This is a genomic window from Micromonospora sp. WMMD964, assembly GCF_029581455.1.
In the GTDB taxonomy this organism is placed as follows: Bacteria; Actinomycetota; Actinomycetes; order Mycobacteriales; family Micromonosporaceae; genus Micromonospora.
In genome coordinates this window covers 4,420,393-4,447,361 of record NZ_CP120860.1, presented here as the reverse complement: position 1 = coordinate 4,447,361, position 26,969 = coordinate 4,420,393, and the positions used below count along the sequence as shown (strand labels likewise).

At 71.7% G+C, this 26,969-nt stretch carries 24 protein-coding genes; 11 read left to right on the top strand and 13 right to left on the bottom strand.

The window, feature by feature from the left end:
• Positions 1-5: 5 nt before the first annotated feature.
• Both O7616_RS20445 and O7616_RS20440 read left to right on the top strand, forming a co-directional pair.
• On the top strand, positions 6-233 hold the full coding sequence (locus tag O7616_RS20445) for a hypothetical protein (RefSeq protein WP_282259575.1): 228 nt from the start codon (positions 6-8) through the stop codon (positions 231-233).
• A gap of 59 nt (positions 234-292) precedes the next feature.
• The gene (locus O7616_RS20440; protein WP_282259576.1) at positions 293-1,219 is read left to right on the top strand and encodes a 5'-3' exonuclease; all 927 of its coding nucleotides are present in this window, start codon (positions 293-295) and stop codon (positions 1,217-1,219) included.
• A 10-nt stretch (positions 1,220-1,229) separates the two neighbouring features.
• On the opposite strand, the gene O7616_RS20435 is transcribed toward O7616_RS20440, so the two are convergent.
• The gene (locus O7616_RS20435) at positions 1,230-1,532 is read right to left on the bottom strand and encodes a GNAT family N-acetyltransferase (protein WP_282303465.1); all 303 of its coding nucleotides are present in this window, start codon (positions 1,530-1,532) and stop codon (positions 1,230-1,232) included.
• Positions 1,533-1,660: 128 nt separating this feature from the next.
• On the opposite strand from O7616_RS20435, the gene O7616_RS20430 reads away from it, so the two are divergent.
• From O7616_RS20430 to O7616_RS20420, 3 genes are all read left to right on the top strand, one after another.
• Positions 1,661-2,356, top strand: coding sequence for a DUF1223 domain-containing protein (locus O7616_RS20430; protein ID WP_282303464.1), 696 nt, complete (start codon positions 1,661-1,663; stop codon positions 2,354-2,356).
• Between the two features lie 40 nt (positions 2,357-2,396).
• Entirely contained in the window at positions 2,397-2,771 is a 375-nt protein-coding gene (locus O7616_RS20425) for a hypothetical protein (protein WP_282303463.1), read from the top strand.
• Positions 2,772-2,926: 155 nt separating this feature from the next.
• The gene (locus tag O7616_RS20420; protein WP_282303462.1) at positions 2,927-5,812 is read left to right on the top strand and encodes a glycosyl hydrolase; all 2,886 of its coding nucleotides are present in this window, start codon (positions 2,927-2,929) and stop codon (positions 5,810-5,812) included.
• A gap of 55 nt (positions 5,813-5,867) precedes the next feature.
• Here the strand turns inward: O7616_RS20420 and O7616_RS20415 are convergent, their stop codons facing one another.
• Together O7616_RS20415 and O7616_RS20410 are read right to left on the bottom strand one after the other, a co-directional pair.
• The gene (locus tag O7616_RS20415) at positions 5,868-7,172 is read right to left on the bottom strand and encodes an endo-1,4-beta-xylanase (RefSeq protein ID WP_282307681.1); all 1,305 of its coding nucleotides are present in this window, start codon (positions 7,170-7,172) and stop codon (positions 5,868-5,870) included.
• Between the two features lie 469 nt (positions 7,173-7,641).
• Positions 7,642-9,399, bottom strand: coding sequence for a family 43 glycosylhydrolase (locus O7616_RS20410; RefSeq protein ID WP_282307680.1), 1,758 nt, complete (start codon positions 9,397-9,399; stop codon positions 7,642-7,644).
• A gap of 716 nt (positions 9,400-10,115) precedes the next feature.
• Between O7616_RS20410 and O7616_RS20405 the strand changes: the two genes are divergently transcribed.
• The 3 genes from O7616_RS20405 (at position 10,116) to O7616_RS20395 (ending at position 14,524) form a co-directional block, all read left to right on the top strand.
• A complete protein-coding gene (locus O7616_RS20405; protein WP_282303461.1) occupies positions 10,116-12,449 on the top strand; it encodes a beta-L-arabinofuranosidase domain-containing protein in 2,334 nt (777 codons plus the stop codon).
• 163 nt (positions 12,450-12,612) lie between these two features.
• A complete protein-coding gene (locus O7616_RS20400; RefSeq protein ID WP_282303460.1) occupies positions 12,613-13,551 on the top strand; it encodes a superoxide dismutase in 939 nt (312 codons plus the stop codon).
• Positions 13,552-13,681: 130 nt separating this feature from the next.
• Positions 13,682-14,524, top strand: a complete 843-nt coding sequence (locus tag O7616_RS20395) for an endonuclease/exonuclease/phosphatase family protein (RefSeq protein ID WP_282303459.1) — start codon at positions 13,682-13,684, stop codon at positions 14,522-14,524.
• A gap of 9 nt (positions 14,525-14,533) precedes the next feature.
• Here O7616_RS20395 and O7616_RS20390 read toward each other — a convergent pair whose 3' ends face one another.
• Together O7616_RS20390 and O7616_RS20385 are read right to left on the bottom strand one after the other, a co-directional pair.
• Positions 14,534-15,415, bottom strand: a complete 882-nt coding sequence (locus O7616_RS20390; protein WP_282259588.1) for an MHYT domain-containing protein — start codon at positions 15,413-15,415, stop codon at positions 14,534-14,536.
• A gap of 163 nt (positions 15,416-15,578) precedes the next feature.
• Positions 15,579-18,368: a DEAD/DEAH box helicase gene (locus O7616_RS20385; protein ID WP_282259590.1), complete on the bottom strand. Its 2,790-nt coding sequence runs from the start codon at positions 18,366-18,368 to the stop codon at positions 15,579-15,581.
• A gap of 86 nt (positions 18,369-18,454) precedes the next feature.
• On the opposite strand from O7616_RS20385, the gene O7616_RS20380 reads away from it, so the two are divergent.
• Positions 18,455-19,213: an HAD-IA family hydrolase gene (locus O7616_RS20380; protein ID WP_282303458.1), complete on the top strand. Its 759-nt coding sequence runs from the start codon at positions 18,455-18,457 to the stop codon at positions 19,211-19,213.
• 17 nt (positions 19,214-19,230) lie between these two features.
• On the opposite strand, the gene O7616_RS20375 is transcribed toward O7616_RS20380, so the two are convergent.
• Together O7616_RS20375 and O7616_RS20370 are read right to left on the bottom strand one after the other, a co-directional pair.
• Positions 19,231-19,629: a PIN domain-containing protein gene (locus O7616_RS20375; protein ID WP_282303457.1), complete on the bottom strand. Its 399-nt coding sequence runs from the start codon at positions 19,627-19,629 to the stop codon at positions 19,231-19,233.
• Entirely contained in the window at positions 19,626-19,934 is a 309-nt protein-coding gene (locus tag O7616_RS20370; protein ID WP_282303456.1) for a hypothetical protein, read from the bottom strand. Before O7616_RS20370 ends, O7616_RS20375 begins: the two co-directional genes overlap by 4 nt.
• A gap of 147 nt (positions 19,935-20,081) precedes the next feature.
• Between O7616_RS20370 and O7616_RS20365 the strand changes: the two genes are divergently transcribed.
• The gene (locus O7616_RS20365) at positions 20,082-20,999 is read left to right on the top strand and encodes an EamA family transporter (RefSeq protein ID WP_282303455.1); all 918 of its coding nucleotides are present in this window, start codon (positions 20,082-20,084) and stop codon (positions 20,997-20,999) included.
• On the opposite strand, the gene O7616_RS20360 is transcribed toward O7616_RS20365, so the two are convergent.
• The 6 genes from O7616_RS20360 to O7616_RS20335 all read right to left on the bottom strand — a co-directional run bounded on the left by O7616_RS20360 (position 20,962) and on the right by O7616_RS20335 (position 25,806).
• Positions 20,962-21,906 (bottom strand): diacylglycerol kinase, encoded by a 945-nt coding sequence (locus O7616_RS20360; RefSeq protein ID WP_282303454.1) that lies wholly within the window; start codon positions 21,904-21,906, stop codon positions 20,962-20,964. The genes O7616_RS20365 and O7616_RS20360 overlap by 38 nt on opposite strands.
• A 146-nt stretch (positions 21,907-22,052) precedes the next feature.
• Positions 22,053-23,006: a twin-arginine translocase subunit TatC gene (tatC, locus tag O7616_RS20355; RefSeq protein ID WP_282259598.1), complete on the bottom strand. Its 954-nt coding sequence runs from the start codon at positions 23,004-23,006 to the stop codon at positions 22,053-22,055.
• An 18-nt stretch (positions 23,007-23,024) separates the two neighbouring features.
• A complete protein-coding gene (tatA, locus tag O7616_RS20350; RefSeq protein ID WP_088989654.1) occupies positions 23,025-23,339 on the bottom strand; it encodes a Sec-independent protein translocase subunit TatA in 315 nt (104 codons plus the stop codon).
• A gap of 160 nt (positions 23,340-23,499) precedes the next feature.
• Positions 23,500-23,745, bottom strand: a complete 246-nt coding sequence (locus tag O7616_RS20345; RefSeq protein WP_282303453.1) for a hypothetical protein — start codon at positions 23,743-23,745, stop codon at positions 23,500-23,502.
• A gap of 10 nt (positions 23,746-23,755) precedes the next feature.
• Entirely contained in the window at positions 23,756-24,811 is a 1,056-nt protein-coding gene (locus O7616_RS20340; protein ID WP_282303452.1) for a YafY family protein, read from the bottom strand.
• Entirely contained in the window at positions 24,808-25,806 is a 999-nt protein-coding gene (locus tag O7616_RS20335; RefSeq protein WP_282303451.1) for a WYL domain-containing protein, read from the bottom strand. Before O7616_RS20335 ends, O7616_RS20340 begins: the two co-directional genes overlap by 4 nt.
• Positions 25,807-25,923: 117 nt before the next feature.
• Here O7616_RS20335 and O7616_RS20330 point away from each other — a divergent pair, with 117 nt between their 5' ends.
• On the top strand, positions 25,924-26,931 hold the full coding sequence (locus O7616_RS20330; RefSeq protein ID WP_282259607.1) for a cation diffusion facilitator family transporter: 1,008 nt from the start codon (positions 25,924-25,926) through the stop codon (positions 26,929-26,931).
• Positions 26,932-26,969 lie beyond the last annotated feature (38 nt).

The window sequence follows — 26,969 nt, the reverse complement described above, 5'->3', positions numbered from 1 at the left end:
CCACCGTGGCAGCGAACGACACGAACCGGGCGACGACACGTCGCCGCCGCCAACTCTGGGCCGGAGTCCTGGCGCTCGTCGGGCTGGTCCTGCTGATCCTCGGCCTCACCGTCGCCGACGGTGTCGCCGCCTGGATCGAGGTGCTGGTCGCGGTCCTACTGCTGGTGACCAGTTACGTGGTGCAGCACCTGGCGCGAAGGGAGACCGTCTACCGGCACGACGACCGGGGCTGACCGCGCCGGACGGCCGGGGGTGCCCCGGATCGTCGGAGGGCTGTGCCAGGCTGTCCGGCGTGGCACAACGACCCCCGATCCTGCTGATCGACGCACCCAGCCTCTACTTCCGGGCCTACTTCGGCATCCCGGAGTCCGCCGCCCGCGCCGAGGACGGCACCCCGGTCAACGCGGTGCGAGGCTTCCTCGACATGCTCGCCACCCTGATCCGTGGGCGCGGCGCGGACCGGATGGTCTGCGCACTGGACTACGACTGGCGCCCGGCCTGGCGGGTGGATCTGCTGCCGTCGTACAAGGCGCACCGGGTGGCGCCGCAGGGCGGCGAGGTCGTTCCGGACACGCTGTCTCCGCAGGTGCCGATGATCCTCGAGGTGCTGGAGGCCGTCGGCATCACCGCCGTCGGCGCGACCGGCTACGAGGCGGACGACGTGCTCGGCACGCTCTCGGTGACCCAGCCCGGCCCCGTCGAGGTGGTCTCCGGCGACCGGGATCTTTTCCAGCTCGTCGACGACGCCCGGCCGGTCCGGCTGCTCTACGTCGGGCGTGGTGTCGCCAAGCTCGACGACTGCGACGACGCCGCGGTGCGGGCCCGCTACGGTGTGCCGGCCGACCGGTACGCCGACTTCGCCGCGCTGCGGGGCGACCCCAGCGACGGGCTTCCCGGGGTGCCGGGCGTCGGGGAGAAGACCGCCGCGCGGCTCATCGAGCGCTACGGCAGCATCGCCGGCATCCTGGCCGCTCTCGACGACTCCGACTCGTCCTTCGCGCCGGGTCTGCGCACCAAGCTCGCCTCGGCACGCGACTACCTGGGCGTCGCGCCGACGGTGGTCCGGGTCGCGCTGGACGTGCCACTGCCGGAGCTGCCCACCGCGCTGCCGCCCGCCCCGGTCGACCCGGACCGGCTGCTCGACCTCGCGGGGCGGTGGAACCTGGCGGGCTCCGCCCGCCGCCTGGTCGACGCCCTCGCCGCCCGCGCCGACGCCTGACCGCCGGGCTTTACTTGATCTTGCGGGTCGACCGGACCACGATGCCCTCGTACTCCTGGTGCTTGACCAGCCAGTCGGCGAGGAACGGGCAGATCGGCACGACGGTCCGCCGCCTGGCGCGCGCGTCGTCCATGACCGCACGCGCCAGCGTCGACCCGACACCGGCGCCCTCGAACGCCGGATCGACCTCGGTGTGGGTGTAGGCGATGATCGAGCCGGTCAGCTGATAGGTGACGAACCCGGCGACCGCGCCCGTCTCGTCGCGCGCCTCGAAGCGCTCCCGCTCCGGCGCGTCTGTCACGGTGAGCTGCACCCGACCATCCAACCACCCGACGGACCGCGTCCGCCCCGAGCCCGGCAGGGAGGTGACCTCGCGCGCATTGTCGCGGCCGGAACGGGAAACGCAACGCCCCGGCCGCACGTGGGAGGAGACCCGGCACCATGACGACCCCATCGACGGACGGCGGCTTCGCCGTCGTGGAGATGTTCACCTCGCAGGGGTGCAACAGCTGCCCACCGGCGGAGGAGTTGCTGACCGAGATCGAACGCGACGCCCGGGAACGTGGCCAGGCCGTCTTCGGCCTCGGTTTCCACGTCGACTACTGGGACGACCTGGGCTGGCCCGACCAGTTCGCCGACGCGGCGTACACCGCGCGGCAGGAGGCGTACGCCCGCGCCCTGGGCACCCGGGGTCTGTACACCCCGCAGATGGTCGTCAACGGCACCGTCGAGTTCGTCGGATCCGATCGTCGACAGGCGTCCGGCGCGATCGCGTCCGCGCTGGCCTCACCGGCCGCCACCCACCTCACGGTGTCCGTCGCCGAGCTGGACGGGCCGCGGGTGGTGCTCGACTACCAGGCCGATCGGCCGCCCGCCGACGCGGTGGTCAACGTGGCGATCGTGGAACGCGGCCTGGACAGCGAGATCGCCCGGGGTGAGAACGCCGGGCGGACGCTGCGGCAGGACAACGTCGTCCGCGCCTTCGCGTCGGAGAGCCTGAACGCCGGGCGGGGACGGGTGGAACTGGTCGCACCGGTGCACCTCGATCCGCGCAGTGCCGCCCTCGTCGCCTACGTGCAGGAGGTCGACCACCGGGCCGTCGTCGGCGCGACCCACGTCGAGCTGTCCGACGCGTAGTCTCGGCGCATGCGGTCGGTGGGCGGCGCGAGGGGGCTCGGTGGTTGACGCGGAGGACGTACGCCGGGTGGCGCTGGCCCTGCCGCACACGGTGGAGATCCCCAGCGACGGGTTCGACTTCCGGGTGGCCGACAAGGGCTTCGTCTGGTCCTATCCGGAGCGGACGCCGGGCAGGCCGCGGGTGATCCGGCTGGACATCGCGGTGCTGTACGTCGGGGACGAGGCGGAGAAGCAGGCGCTCCTGCTCGGCGAGCCGGACGTCTTCTTCACCACGCCCGCGTATGACGGGCTGCCCCTGGTGCTGCTGCGCCTGGCGACGATCGACCTGGAGCGTCTGGTCGAGCTGGTGACCGACGCGTGGCGGATGCGCGTGCCGGAGGCGTTACTGAGTGACGTCGAGGGCGTCGGCACATAGCGATATCCGTACGCAACAGGGCTGACACATTGACGAGAATCTCGGTGCTCCACTACCGTGGCCGTGAGAGCGCTCTCTCGCCTGACCTTCCCCCCAATTCAGACGCATCGCGTCGGAGCCGGAAACGGCCACACCCGGCGCGCGATGGAGGCACCATGAAACCTCCCGTCCCCCACCGCCGATGGGCCCTGGCCGCCGTCACCGCCCTCGCTCTGGTCGTCGGCGGCCTCGCGATCCCGGTCACCCGCGCGGCCGAGGCCGCCCCCGTCGGCGCCGGCAGCTACACCACCACCCCGGTCGGCCCGCTCCCCAGCGGGTGCGGCGCGATGTCCAGCAACCCCCGCCAGTTCGCCACCGCCAACGCGCCCGCCGGCCCGATACCCACCAACGACTGGTGGTCGTCGCTGCTGTGGAAGCGCACCGACTGCTCGTTCAGCGAACCCCTGCACGCCCACCCGATCTCGTACGACACCTTCACCGACGGGTTGGGCTTCTCCGCGAACTCCACTCCCGCCATCAGCGGCACCGCGACCGGTGTCGGGGAGTTCCACTACCCGTACGTGCAGGACATCCGGGTCGGCGTCGCCGGGCTCGCCGCACCCCAGGTCAAGGTGGACGGCTGGACGGACTGGACGGTCAGCCCGCACTGGAGCGACGGCGCCCGCACCCTGCGCGCCACCATCGGCCACGGCCTGCCCTTCGCGTACTTCCAGGCCACCGGCGGCAACGCGTCGATCAGCACCGCCGGCACCCCGGACGTCTGGTCGAACAGCGGCGCCACCATCGGCTTCCGGGTCAACGGCCACGACTACGTCGCGTACGCCCCGAGCGGCGCGACCTGGACCGTCGCGTCCGGCCGGATCACCTCCACCCTGGCCGGCCGAGGCTACTTCTCGGTCGCCCTCCTGCCACCGACGTCGAGCACCACCGAGCGCGCCGGCCTGGCCGCCACCTACGGCCAGTACGCGCACGCCCACGTCACCGGCACCCAGGTGTCGTACGCGTACAACCCGGCGACCAGTGGCCTGACCACCACGTACGCGTTCACCACCACCGCCCGGGAGGGCACCGCCACGCAGACCGTGGTCAGCCTCTACCCGCACCAGTGGAAGTCGCTCAGCGGGTCCACCGCGATCACCCCGACCTACCCGTCGGCGCGCGGCCGGATGAAGGTGCTGACCGGCGTCAACCAGTTCCGCACCGCGATGAAGTTCCAGGGCGTCCTGCCCGAACTGCCGGCCGTCGGCGACGGCAGCGGAAGCGACCTGGCGACGCTCACCAGCCAACTGGCCGCCGTCCGCGGCAATCCGATGGACCAGCGCGGCAACGACACCTACTGGACCGGCAAGGGGCTCGGTCGAGCCGCCCGGATCGCCGAGATCGCCGACCAGGTCAACGACACCGCCACGCGCGACAGCGCGTTGAACGCGATCCGCAGCACCCTCACCGACTGGTTCACCGCGTCCAGCGGCAAGACCAGCCGGGTCTTCTACTACGACAACAACTGGGGCACCCTGATCGGCTACCCCGCGTCGTACGGCTCCGACCAGGAACTCAACGACCACCACTTCCACTACGGCTACTTCATCGCCGCCGCGGCGACGCTCGCCAAGTTCGACCCGGCGTGGGCCGCCACCAGCCGCTACGGCGGCATGGTCGACCTGCTGATCCGCGACGCCAACAACTACCGCCGCGACGACACCCGCTTCCCGTACCTGCGGGACTTCGACATCTACGCGGGCCACGACTGGGCGTCCGGGCACGGCTCGTTCGGCTCGGGCAACAACCAGGAGTCCTCGTCCGAGGGGATGAACTTCGCCAACGCCCTGATCCAGTGGGGGCAGACGACCGGTGACACCGCCGTCCGCGACGCCGGCGTCTTCCTCTACACCACCCAGGCGGCGGCCATCCAGGAGTACTGGTTCGACGTCAGCGACCAGAACTTCCCCGCCGCCTTCGGCCACTCCACCGTCGGCATGGTCTGGGGCAGCGGCGGCGCGTACGCCACCTGGTTCAGCGCCGAACCGGAGATGATCCAGGGCATCAACCTGCTGCCGGTCACCGGCGGACACCTGTACCTGGGCAACAACCCGGCGTACGTGCGGACCAACTACGCCGAACTGGTCCGCAACAACGGCGGGCAGCCGACCGTGTGGCAGGACATCCTGTGGCAGTTCCAGGCGCTCGGTGACCCCGACGCCGCCCTGGCGAACCTGCGGGCGAACCCCGGCTACACCCCGGAGGAGGGCGAGAGCCGCGCCCACACCTTCCACTGGATCCGCAACCTCGCGGCGTTGGGCACCGTCGACACGACGGTGACCGGCAACCACCCGTTGTCGGCGGTCTTCTCCCGCAACGGCGCCCGTACCTACGTGGCGTCGAACCCGACCGCCACCCCGATCACCGTGACGTTCTCCAACGGCACCACACTGAGTGTGGGCGCCGGCAAGACGGCCACCACCGGGGCGTACACCTGGAGTGGCGGCAACGCGGCCGGCGGCGTACCCCCGACGACGCCGACGGATCCCCCACCGACGACGACCCCGCCGCCGACGACCACCCCACCGCCGTCCACCGGCGGTCCGACGCGGTACCTGCTGCCCGGAGGCGGGTTGGGCGCCGCCGGTAGCGCGGCCACGACGACCGTCGCGGCGGCCAACGGCAACCACGACGGTACGCCCACCAACGCGCAGGTCTTCACGGCGACCGGCCTCAACCTCGCCTACTCCGGCGGGCAGACCGCGTTCGACCTGTTCGTGGACGCGGGGACGGCGGTCGGCAACGGCGTGCAGGTGCGGGTCTCCTACGACCTCACCGGCAACGGCAGTTGGGACCGGGTGGAGACGTGGCGCTACTTCGCCACCGACCCCGTCGCGGGCTACGAGCACTACACGCAGAACGCGGGCCTGGCGTCGGCCACCGGCACGCTGGGCGCGCTGAGCAACGGCAGGGTCCGGGTGGAGGTCTGGTCGGCGATCGGCAACAACCCCAGCACCCTGGGCCTCGGCAACCAGTCGGTGCTGCGGCTCCCGTACTCCTGACCGAACCGGCCGGTGCGGAGGACCACTGGTGGTCCTCCGCACCGGCCGGCGTCTGTCAGGAGGCGGTGCAGGTGGGCGTCATGCCGGCCCCGCTGCCGGTGCCCTGGAAGCCGAACTCGGCGACCTGGCCCGCGGTGAGTCGGCTGTTGTAGTCCACGCTGGCGAACCGCACCGTGCCGCTGGAGCCGCTGGCCGTCGCGCTCCAGGTGTTGGTGACGCCGGCGCCGCTCGGAAGGGTGACGCTGACGTTCCACCCGTTCGTGCCGGCCGACCCGGCGGTCACCTTCACGCTGGCCACGAACCCGCCGTTCCACGAGTTCAACGACACCGACGCCGAACACCCGCCGGTGGTCGGCGGCGGGGTGGTGGGCGGTGGGTCGGTGGGCGGAGGCGTGGTCGTCGGCGGGGTGGTCGGGATCCCCGGGCCGGCGTTGAGCGCGTTCAGCACGTTCGTGTACGCGGCCTTCTTGTTGCCGTTGCAGTCGAACAGCAGCGCGTTGTCCGAGCCACGCCACGAGTCACAGTCGCGCACACCCCACACCGTGATGCCCGTGCAGCGGGACACGTTCATGCAGGCGCGGGTGACCGCGCCGAAGATGTTGGCCTGGTTGCCACCGGTCATCACGTCCAGCTCGGTGATCTGCACGTCCACACCGAGATCGGCGAACCGCTGCAGGTTGGCCTGGTAGTCGGACGCCAACGAGGTGCCCAGGTGCGACTGGAACCCCACACAGTCGATCGGCACACCACGGGACTTGAAGTCCCGCACCATGTTGTAGATCCCGGTCGACTTCGCGTTGATCCCGTCGGTGTTGTAGTCGTTGTAACACAACTTCGCACCCGGATCCGCCGCGTCCGCCGCCCGGAACGCCGCCTCGATCCAGTCATTACCCGTACGCTGCAGATTCGAGTCACGACGCCCACCCGAACCACCATCGGCGAACGCCTCGTTCACCACATCCCACGAGTGGATCTTCCCCCGGTAGTGCGTCGCCACCTGGGTGACGTGGTTGATCATCGCGCTGCGCAACGCGCTGCCCGACATACCCTGCGCCCACCCCGGCTGCTGCGCGTGCCACAACAACGTGTGACCCCGCACGCTCATCCCGTTGGCCTGCGCATGACTGACCAGACGATCACCACTGGAGTGGTTGAACACCCCCTGCTGCGGCTCGTTGGAGGCCCACTTCATCTCGTTCTCGGCCACGACACTGTTGAACTCACGGTTCAAAATCGTCGTGTACGTACTGTTGGACAACTTGTTGACGGCGACCGCCGCCCCGAAGTAGCGACCCTTCTCGGCCGCCGACGCCCCGAGGGTCGTGCCGGCACTGGCCCCGGTGGTCATCGCCATCGTCATGCCGCTGGCGAGAGCGCCGGCGACCGCGACGGTCACCGCCGCTCGCAGGACTCTTCTGTGATTCATGCGGATTCCTTGTCTGTGGTGGTTCGGCGGTGGGGGCGCAGCGCCCGAAGCCGCGCCCACGACGTCGGAGAGCCGCATCGGCGATGCCCGACGACCGATGACGGCGTACGACGGCGGTGGTGTCCCAGGTCCGGCGAGACATGACAGCGAACCCGGTAGCCGTCACGGCGCCACTGCTGGGAGTCCTGACGCGACGTCCGGCATGCCCTGGGCGGACGTCACGTTCCGAGGTGCGGCCGGCCGACTCGCCCGGTGAGCCACGTGGGTGGCCGCCCTCAACCATCGACTGTGAGCGATAACATGCGGTTCGTCAAGTCGTGACGAGGCGCATCGGGATCGCGCACTGCCGCCGCTGTCACGGGTTGGTGCCGGAGCCGTGCGACCACGACTCCGGCACCGCACGTCACTGGAACGAGGCGTCGTCGACGAGCAGACCGTCGGTGCCCGCCGCCGTCTCGACGTAGAAGGTGGCGTTGGTGAGCGTGCCGCTCCACGACGGAGCCGCCGTGCCGGTGAGCAGCGTCCAGCCGTTCACGTTGACAGCGGTCGCCGGGGTGAGCTGGAGGTAGCTGGTCGTGCCGTTCGCGGTCAGCGCCAGCGTCGCCTTCGCGGACGGCGTGCCGCTCTGCGCGCGTACCCAGACGTTCGTGGTGTAGCTCTTGCCGTTGGTCATCTTCGCTGTCACGTCCTGGCTGGGGCCGTTCCACGCCGAGGTGCGCCCGGTGATCGACAGGGAACCGGTGCCACCCCGGACGACCGACGTGTTCCGGGAGATCGTCCCGCTGCCGTTCACACCCCAGCCGGTCGTGCCGTTCTCCACGTCGCCGTTGGTGAGGACGTTCCCGCCGCCACCGGTGCCGCCGTTGAACTGCCACCAGTTGATGTTGAACAGGTTGCCGCTGCCGCCGGCGAAGCGCAGGTACAGGTCACGGGTGCCGGTCGCGCCGCTGATCGCGCAGGTGGTGCTGGTCCAGGTCTGCCAGCCGCCGGTGCCACCGACGGTGCAGGTGCCCACCGTCGGGCCGGTGGCGCTGTCGAGGCGTACCTCGATCCGGCCGCCGCTGGTCGCCGAGGCGACCCGGGCGGTGAACGAGGTGGCGCCCGCGCCGAACGCGACACCCTTGACCTTGATGTAGTCGCCGTTCTCGATCCAGCCGACGTTCATCCCGCCCTCGCCGGACACCTCGGTCTCGATGCCCGAGCCCCAGGCGATCGTCTCCGCCTCCTGCCGCACGTACGGATTCAGCGTTCCCACCTGCGGTGCGCCGGTGGTGGTCATGTTGATCGTCGGGATGGTGCCGTTGGAGTTGTAGGTGAACTTCTCCACGGCCACCGAGCGGGTGTAACCACTACCGCCCGGCAACGCGCCGTTGTGATAGAAGAAGTACGACCCGCCCTGGAAATCGATCACACCGGCGTGGTTGGTGAAACTCGCGCCCTGCCGCGGCATGATCGTCCCCCGGTAGGTCCACGGCCCGGTCGGACCGGTCGCGGTCGAGTACGCGATGAACTCCGAGCAGCACTCCGCCGCGAACACGTTGTAGTACAACCCGTTGCGCTTGAACACCCACGGGCCCTCCTCGTAGAGGGTCGGTCGGCTGGCGTTGCCGTTGCGGGTGCCGAAGCCCGCCGTGGTGAGCGGGATCCGGGTCGCGCCACCCGAGTACGAGATCATGTCGGCGTTCAACCGCACGTACCACAACCCGGGATTACCCCAGTACAGGTACGCCTGCCCGTCGTCGTCGATGAAGACGGACGGGTCGATCTCGTTGTTGCCGACCAGGGGCCGGCCGATGGCGTCGCGGAACGGGCCGGTCGGGCTGTCGCCCACCGCGACCCCGATGACCATCTGCCCGTTCGAGCGCTGGCGCACCGGCACGTACCAGTAGAACTTGCCGTTGCGGGCGATGACCTGGCCCGCCCAGGCGTTGGCGTCCGCCCAGGAGAACGTGGCCAGGTTCAACGGCGAGCCGTGGTCGGTCCAGTTCACCATGTCGGCCGACGACCACACCCGCCATTCCCTCATGGTGAAGTACGTCGAACCGTCCTCGTCGTGACCGGTGTAGAGATACACCCGGCCGTTGTGCACCAACGGCGCCGGATCGGCGGTGTAGATGTGTTGGACGATCGGATTGTCCGCGCGGGCGGCACCGGCCGGCAGCACTGCCAGGACGCAGACGAGGCCGGTCAGCCAGGCGACGGCGCGCCTGACCCGGGTCGTGGTTCTCTCGCTCACCTTCACTGTTGCTCCCACAGAGAGTGCGCGGTGCACGGGTCTGGATCGACGAGCCACCCTGTCGGGCTGCCGGTCGAGCGGGGTCACCGCGCGCACACCGAGCCGCACGGCCGGCAGCCGTGTTAGCGCTAACAGATCTTGGCCGACTATCCCTCCCCTCGCCTGACCTCGATTTTTGGGTGGTCCGAATGAACGTCGTAACGGCATCGCCACATCGATGTATCGACGTTGACATCCACGATCTACGATGCACCGTACTGAGCGGCGAGGCGAGCGTCAACGGCTTCCGTGACGGTGGGTCACGACGCACCGGCCAACCTCGGCGGCGGCGTCGACTCCCGGCCCGCCCGCGACCCCGCCCGGCCACCGTGGACGGCGCGCCCGCGACCCGACGGACCGCTCCGAGTGGCCCGCCCGACGATCCGGGGGTTGCGGGCATGTTAACGACCAACTATGTTAGCGATCACATTCATGTGCCGCGATGACGTACCGGGACGGGCACCGGACGCCCCCGACGGCAGCACCCTGCGACACGCGAGCGCCTCCTGCGCGTCGACACGCTCAGTGGCGGTTCGAGTGCCGCCGACCGGCAGGACGCCACCTTCCGGATCACCACCACGCAGCACACCCTTGGAGGTTCCATGCCACCCCCGCCGCTCAGCCGCCGCCGCCTGCTGCAGGCCGCCGGAGCCACCGTGGCGCTCTCCGCAGCCGGTGCCGCCGTCACCCCCCGCAGCGCGTCCGCGGCCATCGTGCCACCGGTCCGACCCGACCTCGGCGTCTCGGCGTACCCGTTCGACCTCGGCCAGGTACGGCTCACCTCCAGCCGCTGGATGGACAACCAGACGCGGACGCTCAACTACCTGCGATTCGTCGACGTCGACCGGATGCTCTACAACTTCCGCGCCAACCACCGGCTCTCCACCAACGGTGCCGCCACCAACGGCGGTTGGGACGCGCCGAACTTCCCGTTCCGGACCCACATGCAGGGGCACTTCCTGACCGCGTGGTCGTACGCGTACGCGGTGCTCGGCGACACCACCTGCCGGGACAAGGCGAACTACATGGTGGCCGAGCTGGCCAAGTGCCAGGCCAACAACTCCGCCGCCGGCTTCGGCGCCGGATACCTGTCCGGTTTCCCGGAGTCCGACTTCACCGCGCTCGAAGCCCGCACGTTGTCCAACGGCAACGTGCCCTACTACTGCATCCACAAGACCCTCGCCGGGCTGCTCGACGTCTGGCGGTACACCGGCAACACACAGGCCCGTACGGTGCTGCTGGCGCTCGCCGGCTGGGTCGACGCCCGGACGAGCCGGCTGAGCTCCAGCCAGATGCAGTCGATGCTGGGCACCGAGTTCGGTGGGATGAACGACGTCCTCACCGACATCTACCAGCAGACCGGCGACTCCCGGTGGCTCACCACCGCGCAGCGGTTCGACCACGCCGCCGTCTTCAACCCGCTGGCCAACAACCAGGACCAGCTGTCCGGACTGCACGCCAACACGCAGGTGCCCAAGTGGATCGGCGCGGCCCGGGAGTTCAAGGCCACCGGCACCACCCGCTACCGGGACATCGCCGGCAACGCGTGGAACATGACGGTCAACGCGCACACCTACGTGATCGGCGGCAACAGCCAGGCCGAGCACTTCCGGGCGCCCAACGCGATCGCCGGCTACCTCAGCAACGACACGTGCGAGCAGTGCAACACGTACAACATGCTGAAGCTGACCCGGGAGCTGTGGCTGCTCGACCCGAACCGGACCGACTACTTCGACTTCTACGAGCGGGCCCTGATCAACCACCTGATCGGTGGGCAGAACCCGGCCGACAGCCACGGCCACATCACCTACTTCACCCCGTTGCGGCCGGGCGGTCGGCGGGGCGTGGGACCGGCGTGGGGCGGCGGCACCTGGAGCACCGACTACAACTCGTTCTGGTGCTGCCAGGGCACCGGCCTGGAGATCAACACCAGGTTGATGGAGTCCATCTACTTCTACAACGGGACGACCCTGACCGTTAACCTGTTCACGCCGTCGGTCCTGACCTGGTCGCAGCGGGGCATCACGGTCACCCAGAGCACCACCTACCCGGTCGGTGACACCACCACCCTGACCCTGTCCGGGACGATGAGCGGCTCGTGGAGCATCCGGGTGCGGATCCCGGCCTGGACGACCGGCGCGACGATCGCCGTGAACGGCACGGCGCAGAACGTGCCCACCACGCCGGGCAGCTACGCGACGGTCACCCGTACCTGGGCCGCCGGGGACACCGTCACCGTGCGACTGCCGATGCAGGTGGTCATGCGGGCCGCCAACGACAACAGCTCGGTGGCCGCGGTGACGTACGGGCCGACGGTGCTGGCCGGCAACTACGGCAACACCACGTTGAGCGCCCTGCCGTCGCTCACCGTCTCCTCGATCACGCGGACCAGCACCAGCTCGCTGGCGTTCACCGCCAGCGCCAACGGGTCCACTGTCAACCTGGCACCCTTCCAGGACGCCCACGGCTACAACTACACGGTCTACTGGAACACCAGCGGCGGTGGCAACACCGGCGGCAGCCACCGCCTGGTCAACGTGGGCACCGGGCTCGTCCTCGGCATCCAGAACATGTCCACCGCCGACGGCGGCCTGGCCGTGCAGTGGGGTGACAGCGGCACGGCGGACCACAACTGGGTGATGGTGACCGACGGCAACGCCGTCCGGTTCCGCAACGTCCACAGTGGCAAGGTGCTGGGCGTGGAGAACATGTCCACCGCCGACAACGCCCGGGTCCTGCAGTGGGCGGACAACGGCACCGCCGACCACCGGTGGATCCTGGTGGACAACGGCGACGGCACCTACAAGATCCGCAACGTCCACAGCAACAAGCTGCTCGGCATCCTGAACGGGTCGACCGCCTGGGGTGCGCAGGCCGTCCAGGACTCGGACAACGGCAGCGCGGACAACCGGTGGAGGTTGGTCCGCAACGCCTGACATCCACCCCGCTCGACGTCTCACCGGCGCGGCCGACCCGGTCGGCCGCGCCGGTGACGCCGGGCGGGCGGGCGGCGGCGGTCGTACAGTGGAACAGGTCCTGGCCCCAGTGAACGTGGCGGACATGTCGGCTCGTGCCGCCTTGCCGCCCGGAAGGAGCACAGTGAACCGCCCCCTCCGCACCACGCTCGGCGGCGCGCTCGTCGTGGCCCTGCTGGCCTCCGTCGCCGTCAGCCCCGCGCAGGCGCACCCCGCAGGCCCGCCACCCACCGTCCTCGCCCTGCCCGACGGATTCCAGCCCGAGGGCATCGCCACCGCCGGGAAGTACGCCTACTTCGGCTCCCGCGCGACCGGCGCCATCCAGCGCGTCGACCTGGTCACCGGCCGGGGCACGACGATCAGCGCAGCCACCGGCACCCCGTCGCTGGGCCTCAAGGTCGACAGGCGCGGCCGGCTGTTCGTCGCCGGTGGCACCGCCGGCGACGCCCGCGTGCTCGACACCCGCACCGGTGACGTGCTGGCCAGCTACCAGTTCGCCAGCGCGCCGACGTTCGTCAACGACGTGATCCTGACCCGCGACGCCGCCTACTTCACCGACTCCAACCGACCGGTGCTCTACCGGCTGCCGCTCGGTCGCGGCGGCGCGCTGCCCCCCGCCGGCGGTTTCACCACCATCCCGCTCACCGGGGCGTACGAGCAGGTCGGCACCGGCGTGAACCTCAACGGCATCACCACCACACCGGACGGTCGGGCCCTGATCGTCGTCCAGTCGAACACCGGCACGCTGTACCGGGTCGACCCGCTGACCGGCGTGAGCACCGCCGTGGACGTGCCGGGCCACACCTTCACCAACGGCGACGGTCTGCTGCTGCTCGGCCGCACCCTCTACGTCGTCCAGAACCGCCTCAACCAGATCGCGGTCGTCACGCTGAACCGCGCCGGCACCGCCGGAACGCTCACCGCCGTCATCACCGACCCGAACTTCGACGTGCCGACCACCGTCGCCACGGCGCTGGGCCGGCTCTACCTGCCCAACGGCCGCTTCACCACACCACCGACCCCGACCACCCCGTACACCGTCGTCGCGGTCCGCGCGCGCTGACCGACCCCCGGGGGTACGCGCGGCGCGCGTGCCCCCGGGGCGACCCGCGCCGGGGTCGGCCCTTCGCCCGCCACGAGTACGATCACTGCCACCGCGGCGACGACAGTCGCCTCCCCCACCCGGAGTGCGCGTGGCCGACCGTCAGTCCCGATTCCCGCGCCGAGCGTCGGCCGTCTGCCTCCTGCTCGCCGCCGCCGGGCTCCCGGCCGGCCCGCCGGCCGCCGACACCACGGACACCGCCCGACCCACGGTCCTGCGGATGCTCCAACTCAACCTCTGCAACAGCGGTCGGGCCGGTTGCTACACCGGCCGGTCGATGGCCGTCGCCGCCGAGGTGATCGACACCGAGGCACCCGACCTGGTCACGCTGAACGAGATCTGTCAGGGCGACGTCCCCGCCCTGCGGCGCGTGTTCGCGGCCGTGCACCCCGGGCGGGCCGTGGTGTCCGCGTTCCAACCGGCCGGGGACCGGCCCAGCGGCGCCGACACCCGGTGCCGCAACGGTCAGCCGTACGGCGTCGGGCTGCTGGCCCGCGTGCGGACGCCGGACACCCCGGACGCGGTGTACCGCGGCATCCACCCGACGCAGGACCTCGCCGACCCAGAGGAGCGCGCCTGGCTCTGCGTCGACGTCGACCGCAGGCTGCTCGCCTGCACCACGCACCTGGCCAACACCAGCTACCGGGTGGCGCTCGCGCAGTGCGGGCACCTGCTCGACACGATCCTGCCGACGATCCGCAGGGGCACCGGCGCGGTGCTCGCCGGTGACCTCAACCTCCGTGCCGGCGTCGACCCGGACGTGCGCTCCTGCACCCCGCCCGGCCACCAGCGAGTCGACGACGGCGCGCTCCAACACATCGTGGCGACGGCCGGCGTGACGATCTGTTGTCGCAGGTCGGTGCCCATGCGCGAGGCGACCGACCACCCGGGGCTGCTGGCCACCCTCGTCGTCGAGGACCGGCCACCGACCTGAGGCCCGGCGTCAGCGGGGCGGCGTGTCCCGGCGCGACGGGAACGGGGTGCCCGGCTGACCGAGGGTGGAGTGGGCGCGCAACCCGACCGGGTCCGGGGCGGGCGTCGCGGCTGCCGGCTCCGCGACCCGACGCCCGCTGAGGTACGCCGAGGCGGCCCGGTCGTCGTCCGTCGGAGCGGCCAGCAACGCGTAGAGCAGGCCGACCACCCCGAAGATCACCGCCAGCATGATCGGCACCAACAGGCTGCTCACGCCGGCACCGGTCACCTCGCGGCCCGCACCCTCGTGGCGGTGCACCGACAGGGCGCTCATCCCGGTGAAGTGCATCCCGTTCACGGCGACGCCCATGACCAGCGCGGAGGCGAAGACCGCCATCCCCCGACGGACGGTCATCGCGAGCCACAGCGCGACGGTGGACGCCACGACGGCGATGACCACGGAGAGCGCGACGCGGACGGCGTCATACCCGAGAGTGCCGTTGAGGCGCATCGCCGCCATGCCCGTGTAGTGCATGGCGGCCACGCCGGCCCCGGTGAAGACGCCACCGGCGATCAGTCGGAAGGCGTTCAACCGGCCGGTGCCGACGATGGCCAGACCGATACCGACCGCCACCACCGCGATGATCGTGCTGGCCACGGTCAGCGGCACGTCGTAGCGGATCCGGGTGTTCTCCACCGCGAACCCGAGCATCGCCATGAAGTGCATCGCCCAGATGGCGGTGCCGCCCAACGCCCACGCCGACAGCAGACCCCACCACGCCCGCTGCCCGCTCGTCCGTGCCGTACGGATGCGTCCGGCGCAGACCAGACCGAGGACGGAACCGAGCACGGACAGCGCATAGCTCAACGCCGGCGTGATCCACCCGTACTCAAAGTGATTGATGTCCCCCACTGCTGCCTTCTCCCCCTCGTTACCGGCGCGTCAATAGAGCGCTCGGGCAATGATCAGGGGTGCCGTGATCAGGCGCAATAGCACCTCCGGCCCTATTCGAGGGGGCCGTGGCGGTGGCCGTCCGACGCGTCGACTCGGCAGCGATGGCAACTGAGCGTGATGGTCAGGCCGAGGTGTGATAGGCCAGGACACCCCGGTTGATGGCCGCGATCGCCTGCCGCGCGGTGGACCGCAACTCCGGCGGGGCGCCACCGGAGTCGGCGAGTTGACCGAGCAGGTCGACCACCTGCCGCGCCCACCTGACGAAGTCACCGGCGGGCATCTCACCGTCGATCTCGTGACCGCTGCCGAGCACTTTGGCCAGCGCCTCACCTCGGGCCCACCGGTAGACGGGCCAGGCGAACCCGAGATCCGGCTCCCGGGTCGCGGCCAACCCGCGCGCCGCCTCGTCGGCCTCGATCTCCCCCCACAGCTTCAGCGTCTCGTCCACCGCGTCGGCCACCGGCCCGCGGGGCAGTGACGCCCGCTCGTCGACGTCGCGGCGCGCCTCGAAGACCACCACGGACACCGCCGCCGCCAACTCGGCCGGCGACAGCCCGTTCCACACCCCACGGCGCAGGCACTCGGCGACCAGCAGATCCGCCTCGGTCCAGATCCGGCCGAGCATCCGCCCGGCGTCGGTGACCGCGCCGTCCCGGGCGAGGTAGCCACGCTCGGTCAACAACGCCACGATCCGGTCGAAGGTCCGGGCCAGCGAGCCCGTCCGCCCGGACACCCGCTCGCGCAACTCCTCGGTGTCGCGCTCCAACCGGCGACGCCGCTCCGCCCAACGGGCGTGGTCCTCGCGCTCCGGGCAGGCATGGCAGGGGTGCCGCCGCAACTCGGTGCGGAGCTGGGTCAGCCGGTGGTCCTCGCCGGTCACCTGCCGGGAACGGCCACCACGTCGACCGCCGTGCCGGTCCAGGCCGGTGCCGCTGACCTCGGCGGCGAGATCCCGCCGGGCCGCCGGCGAACGGTGGTTGAAATGCTTGGGCACCCGGATCCGCGCCAGCACCTCGGCGGGGGTGGTGAAGTCGCCGGGGCTGACCCGCCCCGCCCAACGATCCTGGGTGAGCACCAACGGCCGGGGCTCACCGAACCCACCGGTCGCCGGGTCCAACACGACGGCCAGCCCGGCCCGCCGGCCCGACGGCACCCGGATCACGTCGCCGACGCGCAGCCGCTCCAACGAGGCCACGGCGGCGGCCTTGCGCTGGGTCTGCCCCTGCCGGGCGATGGCCTTCTCCCGATCGGTGATCGCCACCCGCAACGCGAAGTACTCGTCGAAGTCGCCGTGGTGGCAGGCGGCCTCCGCGCCGTACGCCTCGATGGTCTCGGTGTTGCGCTGCACCTGCCGCGCCAGACCGACCACCGACCGGTCCGCCTGGAACTGGGCGAACGAGGACTCCAGCAGGGCCCGGGCCGGCTCCGCGCCCACCGAGCCGACCAGGTTCACCGCCATGTTGTACGAGGGTCGGAAGCTGGAGCGCAGCGGGTAGGTGCGGGTGGACGCCAGCCCGGCCACGTGCCGGGGGTCGGTCTCCGGGGACCACACCACCACGGCGTGCCCCTCCACGTCGATGCCCCGGCGGCCGGCACGCCCGGTGAGCTGGGTGTACTCCCCCGGGGTCAGGTCGACGTGCGCCTCGCCGTTGTACTTGACCAGGCGCTCCAGCACGACACAGCGGGCCGGCATGTTGATGCCCAGCGCCAGGGTCTCGGTGGCGAAGACCGCCTTGACCAGGCCACGGACGAACAGCTCCTCGACGACCTCCTTGAACACCGGCAGCATGCCCGCGTGGTGGGCGGCCAGACCACGCTCCAGACCGTCGAGCCACTCCCAGTAGCCCAGCACGGTGAGGTCCTCGCCGGGGATCGCGGTGACCCGCGACTCGACGACCCGGCGGATCTCGGCGCGCTCCTCCGGGGAGGTCAACCGCAACCCGGCGGCCAGACACTGCTGCACCGCCGCGGCGCAACCCGCCCGGCTGAAGATGAACAGGATCGCCGGCAGCAGACCCTCCCGGTCCAGCCGGTCGACGATGTCCGGGCGCAACGGGCCCCGCCAGCGCGGGCCTCGCCGACCGGCGCCCGGCCCCGCGCTGCGGCCCTCGCCCAGCTCCAGTCGCCGCGCGGTCTCCCGGGTGTAGCGCAGCAGCTCCGGGTGCACGTCGTGCTTGCGGGCGGCGTCGGCGTCGTGGAACAGGTCGAACATCCGCTTGCCGACCAGCATGTGCTGCCACAACGGCACCGGCCGGTGCTCGCTGACCACCACCGCGGTCTCACCGCGTACGGTGACCAGCCAGTCGGCGAACTCCTCGGCGTTGGAGACGGTCGCCGACAACGAGACCAGGGTGACCGAGGCGGGCAGGTGGATGATCACCTCTTCCCACACCCCACCACGGAACCGGTCGGCCAGGTAGTGCACCTCGTCCATCACCACGTACGCGAGGCCCTGCAGGGTGCTGGAGCCCGCGTAGAGCATGTTGCGCAGCACCTCGGTGGTCATCACCACCACCGGCGCGTCGCCGTTGATCGCGTTGTCGCCGGTCAGCAGACCGACCTGCTCCGCGCCGTACCGGGCGACCAGGTCGTGGTACTTCTGGTTGGACAACGCCTTGATCGGGGTCGTGTAGAAGCACTTGCGCCGGGTCGCCGCGCCCTCACCCACCGGGTCGCCGGGCCGCCCGCGCAACGCCAGGTGGACCGCGAACTCACCGACGACCGTCTTGCCGGCGCCGGTGGGGGCGCAGACCAGCACACCGCTGCCCCGCTCCAACGACTGGCACGCCTCCCGCTGGAAGTCGTCGAGGTCGAAGCCCAGGTCAAGGGCGAACTCCTCCAGCGCGGGAAACTGTGAGGCCTGCGCGGCCCGACGACGGGCCTCCGCGTACCGCTCGGCGGGACTCGACATGAGACCAAGATTAGTGCGTGCCGGGACAGGACACCCCACAAGGCCGTCCGGAGGTGCCGTCGGGGGCGGTCGGTAGGGTGCACGGCGTGCCGGACCATGCCGAACCGCCCAAGACCAGTCCGCCGGGCAGCGCCGAGCGCCGGGCGTCCCGACGCCCGGTGAAGGCCGTGCTCTTCGACTTCCACGGCACGCTGGCACAGGTGGAAGAGCCCCGACAGTGGGTGCGGGAGGCCGCCGCGGCCTGCGGGGTCACCCTGGACCACGTCCGCGCCACCTCGCTGGCCGACCGGCTGCTGACCGCCGGGCGCGCCGGTGGCCCGCTGCCGGCACGGGTGCCGCCCCGCCTGGCCGAGCTGTGGGCCGACCGGGACCTCTACCAACACGCCCACCGGGGCGCGTACACCGGGCTGGCCGAGACCGTCGACGCGGGCATCGACGGCTTCGCCGACGCGCTCTACGAACGGCTGCTGACCGCCGACGGCTGGCTGCCGTACGCCGACACCGCCCCCACGCTGACCGCGCTACGCGACGCCGGGGTGCCGGTCGCCGTGGTCAGCAACATCGGCTTCGACCTGCGGCCGCACTTCGACACGTGGGGGTTGACCGACCTGGTCGACGCGTTCGTGCTCTCCTACGAGGTGGGGCGCTGCAAGCCCGACCCGGCGATCTTCTGGCGGGCCTGCGGGATGCTCGGCGTCGACCCGGAGCAGACCCTGATGGTCGGCGACACGCCTGCCGACGCGGGAGCGGTGGCCGCCGGCTGCTCGGTGCTGGTGCTCCCGGCCGCCGAGCCGGGCCGGGAGAACGGGCTGGGGGCCGTGCTCGACCTCGCCCTGCCCGCCTGACCCGCGGTTCCCCGCCGTCAGCCGGGAATGTAGATCACCGGTAGCTCGCCGTCGCCGTACCGGTCCTCCCCGGTGAGGATCGAGGCGTCGTGTTCGAGGACGGCCAGCGCCGTGGTGGCCAGATCGGCACGGCCCGTCACCGTGCGCCAGAAGCTGAGTTCGTGCCAGGAGTGCCCCTCGGTCGAGAGCACCTCACAGGCGTCCAGGTCCAACAGCCGGTGCAGGGTCGCTCGTTCCTTCGGGTCGCTGACGATCGCCAGCGTCTCCGCCGCGGTCACGGCGGTGACGCCGAACCTGTTGCGGTCCTGGATGACCTCGTGCAGCGGCTCCCCGACATGCATCGAACCCGCCAGGTACGCCAGCAACGCCGAGCGGTCCAGCACGAGCCGGACCGGGCGGTCGTCCTCGGGGCTCACGCGGCCGGTTGTTCACGCGTCCCGGCGGCGGCGTCCAGCGCGTGCTGCCGGACCCGCTCGCGAAGGGCGCTGCGGCGCTCCGGCGACCAGTCGGCCTCCACGGCCGCCCGGCGGGCGCGCGCCTCGGCCACGCCCTGCTCGGTGATCGCGATGCCCTGGTGGGCCAGCTCTGCGTCCAGGGCGTCCAACCGCATCCGGTCACGGATCGCCTGGGTGACGTAGGCGCTGGCGTTGGACTCCCGCTCCAGGCGCTCGGCCACGTCCGGTGGCACGGAGATCGACAACTTCCGCATCCCGCTGGTCATACCAGGGACCGTACGCCGGTGGCACCACGTTGGCGAAAACCTACGGCGTGTCGGCGACGAACGTCGCTCTCCACGAACCGAACGACAGGGTCGCGTTCGAGCAGGTGGACACCGCCGCGAGGTAGCCGGAGCTGAACGCCTACCGTCGTGCCCGTGACCGAGATCCTGCTGCCCGCGCCACCGCCGACCGACACGCCACCAGCCCGGCGCGGTGGCGTCGTCGCCGTGGGGCTGGTGCTCGGCGGTGCCCTGTCGGTGCAGTTCGGCTCCGCCGTGGCCGCGTTGCTCTTCCCGCGTACCGGTGTGGCCGGTGCAGTCACCCTGCGGCTGACCATCTCGGCGGTGCTGCTGCTCGTGGTGTGCCGGCCCCGACTGCGCGGGCACGACCGGTCGGCCTGGCTCGCGGTGGGCGCGTTCGGCCTCGCGCTGGCCGGCATGAACTCGCTGTTCTACCAGGCCATCGAACGTATCCCGCTGGGCCCGGCGGTGACGCTCGAAGTCCTCGGCCCGCTCGCCCTGTCGGTGTTCAGCGCCCGACGACTGGCGAGCTGGGCCTGGGCGGGCCTGGCCCTGGCCGGGGTGGCGCTGCTCGGGCAGGGTGGCTTCGACCGGCTCGATCCGGTCGGGGTGGCCTTCGCGTTCGGCGCCGGGGCGATGTGGGCCGCGTACATCGTGCTGAGCGCGCGGGTCGGCGGCCGGTTCCCGGGCGCGGACGGGCTGGCCCTGTCGCTGGTCGTCGCCGCGGTGGTCACCCTGCCGCTGGGCATCGTCGACGGCGGCGCGGTGCTGCTCGACCCGCCGGTGCTGGCCCTCGGTGCCGCCCTCGCCGTGCTCGCCTCCGGGCTGCCCTACACCCTGGAGCTGCTGGCGTTGCGGCGGATGCCCACCGCCACCTTCGCGGTGCTCATGAGCCTCGGCCCGGCCGTCGCCACCCTCGCCGGCTGGCTGGTGCTACGCCAGGAGCTGACAGTGCTGGAATGCGCCGCGATCGTGCTGGTGATCGCGGCGAGCATCGGTGCGGTACGGGTCAACGCAGCAGCCGCACGGCCCCCGGGACGGCGCTGATCGTCACCGGCAGACCCAACGAGCGTTCCCCGTCGGCGTACGTGGTGATGCCCTCGGCGACCAACTCCACGGTGCGGGCCCGGAAACTGCGCACCAGCGGATGGCTGACGTGGGTGCCCTGGTAGATGCGCGGTTTGACCCGGATCAACGTCCGCCGGTCGACCCGGCCCGCCACCACCACGTCGAGCAGCCCGTCGGTGGGGTCGGCGTCGGGGCAGATCCGCATCCCGCCGCCGTACGTGGGGCAGTTCCCCACCGCCACCAGCACCGCGTCCAGCTCGTGCGACACCCCGTCCAGGCGCATGGTGTAGCGGCGCGGGCGCAGCCGGGCCAGCTCGACGACGATCGCCAGGTCGTACCGGCGGGGGCCGCGTGGCCAGCGCATCCGGTTGGCCCGCTCGTTGACGATCGCGTCGAACCCGGCGGCGAGGACCGCCCCGTACCAGCGCTCGGTGCCGTCGGCCCCGCGCATCCGGGCCAGGTCGACGATGTGGCTGCGGCCGTCGCGCAACGCCGACGCGATCACGTCCGCCGCGGTGAGCGGATCGGCCGGGAACCCGGTGTCCAGGGCGAAGTCGTTGCCGGTGCCGGCGGGGATCGGCCCGAACGGCACGTCGGTGCCCGCGACCGCCTGCAGCGCCCGGTGGACGGTGCCGTCTCCCCCGATCGCCACCAGCGCGCCCGCTCCGTCCGCCACCGCGGCGCGGCACGCCGCCTCCGCCTCACCCGGATCGGACGCCGGCAGCAACCGGACCGGCCGGCCCGCGGCGGCCAGACCGTCCAGCAGCCGGGGCAGCAGGGCCCGGTAGCGGCCCCGGCCGGCGGTCGGGTTCGTGAGTACGGCCACCGGGCCACCGGGGAGCGGGGCACGGTCGACCGGGCCCGGCAGGTGATCGTCTGCGGTCACGGGCAGCACCGTACCGGTCGGACACCCGCCGTTCACCAGGGGCGGGCGTCGTCACCATCAGTCTCGCCGCCGACGCTCGGCGTGACGCGGCGACGCCGCCCCCGATCGACGGGGGCGGCGTCGGCTGACCGGTCGGCGCGGGGCCGTCAGGTCATGTCGTCGTAGCGACGCTCGATCGGTGCCGGCTTGGCGATCGGCTCGGGTACACCGATCGGCTCCGCCGCGTCGACCCGTTGCCCGGCCACGACCGGGTCCGCGTCGAACTCCAACGGCGACACCTCGTCGTCGTCGATTCCGGCGTAGACCTCCTTGCCCCGCCCACGCCGCTTGTCGTTGATGAACGCGACCCCGACCGCCGCGAAGTAGAGCGCGGACAGGCAGAGCGCCAACGCGGTCATCCCGAACGGGTCCGGGGTGGGGGTGACCACCGCGGAGAACGCGAAGAACACGAAGATCGCCACCCGCCACCAACTGAGCAACCGCTTCGCGCTGGCGAGACCGACGAAGTTGAGCATCAGCACGATCAGCGGGAACTCGAACGCCACCCCGAACAACAGGATCAGGTTGGTGACGAACGAGATGTACCGGGTGACTTCCAGGTTGGTCGCGATGTCATCGCCGGACACGTTGAGCAGGAACTCAAGGCCCTTGGTGGTGACGAAGAAGGCCAGCACCGCGCCGGCCGCGAACAGCGGCGCGGCGAGAGCCGTGAAGATGTACGCGTAGCGCCGCTCGTGCCGGTGCAGCCCCGGAGCGATGAACGCCCACAGCTGGTAGAGCCAGATGGGCGCCGCGATGACCAGACCCACCCACAGGCCGATCTTCAGGTTCAGCAGGAAGACGTCCGCGACACCGAGCTGGACGAACTTGCACTTGCCGGAGACCGGATCCATCGAGGCCGGGAGGTCACAGTACGGCTTCGACAGCAGGATCCGGACCGGCGTCGCCAGCCAGATGCCGACGCCGAAGCCGACCATGATCGCCAGCGACGCGCGGAACAGACGGTTGCGCAGCTCGCGGACGTGCTCGATGAGCGTCATCGAACCGTCGGCGGCCCGCTCGAACGTGCTCGGGCCGCGCTTGCGCAGGGCGAAGGCCACGACAGTGGTGCCCTTCGGTCAGTTGTCGCGGACGCGGTGCACCGGGTCGACGACCGGCTGCTGCGGCGGCGCCTGCTGGTACGGCGGCTGCTGCGGCTGCCCGGCGTACGGCGCCTGCTGCCCGGCGTGCGGCGGCAGCGGCTGGTAGCCGGCCTGCGCGTCGGCCTTCTCGGCGAGGTCGCGGTCGTCGTCCTGCAGGCTCTTGGTCTCGGCCTTGATGATCCGCAGCGACCGACCCAGCGAACGGGCCGCGTCGGGGAGCCGCTTCGCACCGAAGAGCAGGATCAGCACAACCACGAGAACAGCGATGTGCCACGGCTTGAGGGCACCCATGAGAAGCTCCAGTCGGTCTGTGTCCGAGGGGGTGGTACGCAGCCCATCGTACGTGCGGATCGGCTGCCCGCCACCCGCCGGGTGGTGGTGGTCTGGCCCGGAGGGTGAAGTCTTGACCAACCCGGGATGATCCGTCAACAGCCGCCGGATGAGGGCTCGGTCAGCCGCGCTTCGCCTTGATCAGCGCGACCCGCCGGGACGCGGTGTCGAGTTGGCGCTGAACCCCCTCGGCCCGCTGCTGCAACGCCTCGGCGGTGTCCCGCAACGCCTCGGCCTCGGCGGCCCGCCGCTGCAACGCCACGGCGGCGCGGCGTAGCCGGGGCAGCCGGGTCAGCACCGGGCGGACGGCCAGCGCGAGCGCCACGAGCGGGAGCAGCACCACCGCGAGCACGATCCAGATCAGCACGGCGGTCAGCCTACTGGGTGCGGCCGACCACCGCCGGGTCGCCCGACGGCGCGTTGCCCGGCTCGACCTCCGGCTGCCGGGGCGCTGTCGTCGGCGCGGGCACCGCGTACGCGTCCAGGGCGGCGGCCGCGGTCGCCCGGACCTGCTCGGCCAACTCGGCCGGAGCCACGACCGCGACCTCCGGCCCGAGGCCCAGCACGAACCGGCGAGCCCAGTTGAGGTCGGTGACCCGCAGGGAGACGAGCCACTGGTCGCCGTCGCCCGCCTCGACCCGCTCGCACGGATAATATTCGGTGATCCACCGTTCGCTGCGACCGATGCGCAACGTGATCAACGGCAGGTCGGGCGACGGGCGGAACACCCCATCGGTCAAGTCGTGCGGGACGGCCTGCGGCGGCACCGCGGCGGGCTCGGCCAACTCGGTGATCGCGTCGATCCGGTCGGCCCGGAACAGCCGGACCGCCTCGGCCCGCCGACACCACGCCTCCACGTACGCCCGGCCGCCGACCATCAGCACCCGCAGCGGGTCGATGACCCGGTCGGTGGTCTCGTCCCGGGCCGCCGTGTAGTAGGTGATCCGCAGCGCCTTCCCGCCCTCCACGGCGGCCCGCAGCGCCTCGACCCGCCGAGTGTCCCCGGGCAGCCGGACCGCCACCGGCGCGCCCACCAGGTCCCCCGCGTCCTCGATCTTCGCCAGGGCCCGTTCGACGGCTTCCCGGTTGGCGACCCCGGGCGTCTCGACGAGCATCCGCAACGCCACCACCAACGCGAGGGCCTCGTCCGGGGTGAGCCGCAGCGGGCGGTCGATGCCGGCGTCGTAGGTGATGGTCACCCGGTCGCCGTCGAACGCCATGTCGATCAGGTCACCGGGACCGTAGCCGGGCAACCCGCACACCCAGAGCAGCTCCAGATCCTCCCGGAGCTGCCGCTCGGTGACACCCAGGTCGCCGGCCGCCTCGGCGATCTCGATGCCGGGGCGGGCCAGCAGGTAGGGCACCAGGTTGAGCAGCCGGGCCAACCGGTCCGCGGACGCGCGGGAGCCGCCCCGGGCGGCCGGGCGGGTCACCGGACCCCTCCGGTGACGGCCAGGTCGTCGTGGCGGACGGCGATCTCCTTGAGTCGTTGGATGACGGCCTCGCGGACCTCCGGTGGGTCGAGCACCCGCACGTCCGGGCCGTAGCCGACCAGGTGACCGGCCAGCCCGTCCGGGTCCGCGTACGGCAGGACCAGCCGGTCGCCGTCCGGCCCGGTGGTCACCTCCACCGCCCAGCGGCGCAGCCCGGCGGCCCGGCCGGGTGCGGCCAGGACGGTGGCCCGACCGGTGTGCTCCACCGGCCCCGACCACCGGGCCACGTGGCTGATCAGGTCGACGTCGGTCGGCGGCTCGTACGCGCCGGGCGCACCGGTCACCCGGACCGCGCCGACGACCCGGGACAGCCGGAAGCAGCGGGTCGCCTCCCGATCCCGGTCGTGGCCGACCACATACCACCGGCCCCGCCAGCAGACCACGCCCCACGGTTGCAGCCGTCGACGGCTCGGCGCGTCCCGGTCGGGCACCCGGTAGTCGAACCCGACCTCGCGGCGGTCCCGGGCGGCGGCGGTCAGCGGCGCGAACGCCGGGTCGACGGTGACCATCGGCTCCAGGCCGAGGGTGGCCTGCGGGTCCACGTCCACCCCGGCGGCGCGCAGCTTGGCCAGCCCGGACGACGCCGCGGCGGCCAACCCGGCGTGCTGCCACAACCGTGCGGCGATGCCGACGGCGGCGGCCTCGTCCGGCTCCAGGAGGATGTCGGGCAGCGCGTACTCGCGGTGCGCGATCCGGTAACCGGGCTCGGCGTCGAAGGCGCTCGCCGTGCCCGTCTCCAGTGGCACACCCAGTTCGCGCAGCTCGGCCTTGTCCCGTTCGAACTTGCGCTGGAACGCTTCGTGGTCGCGTGCGTCGTCCGGATCATGCTCGTAACCGGGCACGGTCGCGGCGATCTGCGCGGCGGTCAGGAACCGTCGCGTGGACAGGAGGCAGATCACCAGGTTGACCAGGCGTTCGGTGCGGGTCCGCGACACGCGGTAGACGCTAGCAGCCGACGCGCCCACGACGTGCACCCGCGCGGGCGTGCCGCACACTTGTTCGGATCGGTGCACGCCCGGCGCGTCGTCGGTTCCGGTCATAGGGTGAGCCTCATGTCGCAAGCGGAGGCCAGGCCCGAGAGCGAGAGCGTCGGCACCGTGATCGTCGCGGGCGCCGCCAACCTCGCCATCGCGGTCGCCAAGCTGATCGCCGGGGTGATCTCCGGCTCGGCCGCGATGCTCTCCGAGGCCGCGCACTCGTTCGCCGACACGACCACCGAGGTGCTGCTCTTCCAGGCGTTGCGCCGCGGCTCCCGACCGGCGGACCAGCGGCATCCCTTCGGGTACGGCAAGGAGAGCTACGTCTGGGCGTTCTTCGCGGCGATGTTCACCTTCGTCGCGGGCGCCGGTTTCGCCGTCACCCACGGCGTCACCACGATCCTGGTGCACGAGCACAGCGGCGACTACCTCATCTCGTACGTCGTGCTCGCGGTGTCGTTCGTCATCGAGTCGATCTCCCTGGCCCGGGCGGTGCGCCAGGTTCGCCGGGAGTCCCGACGGTGGCGGACCACGCCCCGACGGTTCCTGCGGCTGACCGCCGACACCACCGTCAAGGCGGTCTTCCTGGAGGACAGCGCGGCCCTGATCGGTCTGGTGCTGGCCGGGCTCGGCGTCGGCCTGTCGCACGCCACCGGCGACGAGGTGTGGGACGGCATCGCGTCGATCCTGATCGGGCTGCTGCTGCTGACCGTCGCCGGGATCCTCGCCGCCAACAACCTGTCGCTGCTGGTCGGCCGGGCGGTCCCGGAGCGACTGCGCCGGGAGATCGAGCAGGAGTTGGCGGCGCTGCCCGAGGTGGAGCGCATCGACACCCTGCTGACGATGCAGCTCGGCCCGGACGACATCCTGGTCGCCGCGAAGGTCGACTTCCGCGACGAGGCGACCGGCGCGCAGATCGAGGCCGCCGCCGACGAGGCCGAGCGGCGGCTCACCGGCCGGTACCCGGAGATCCGGTTCGTCTTCCTCGACCCCACCCGCTCGCTGCCGGGGGCCACCGGCACCGCCCGGCACACCCAGGCCGGGCCGGGGCCGAGCACCGACGGCAGCCCCGAGTCGGCCTGACCGACACCACCGCCGCACCCGGGCGCGGGCCGTCGGGC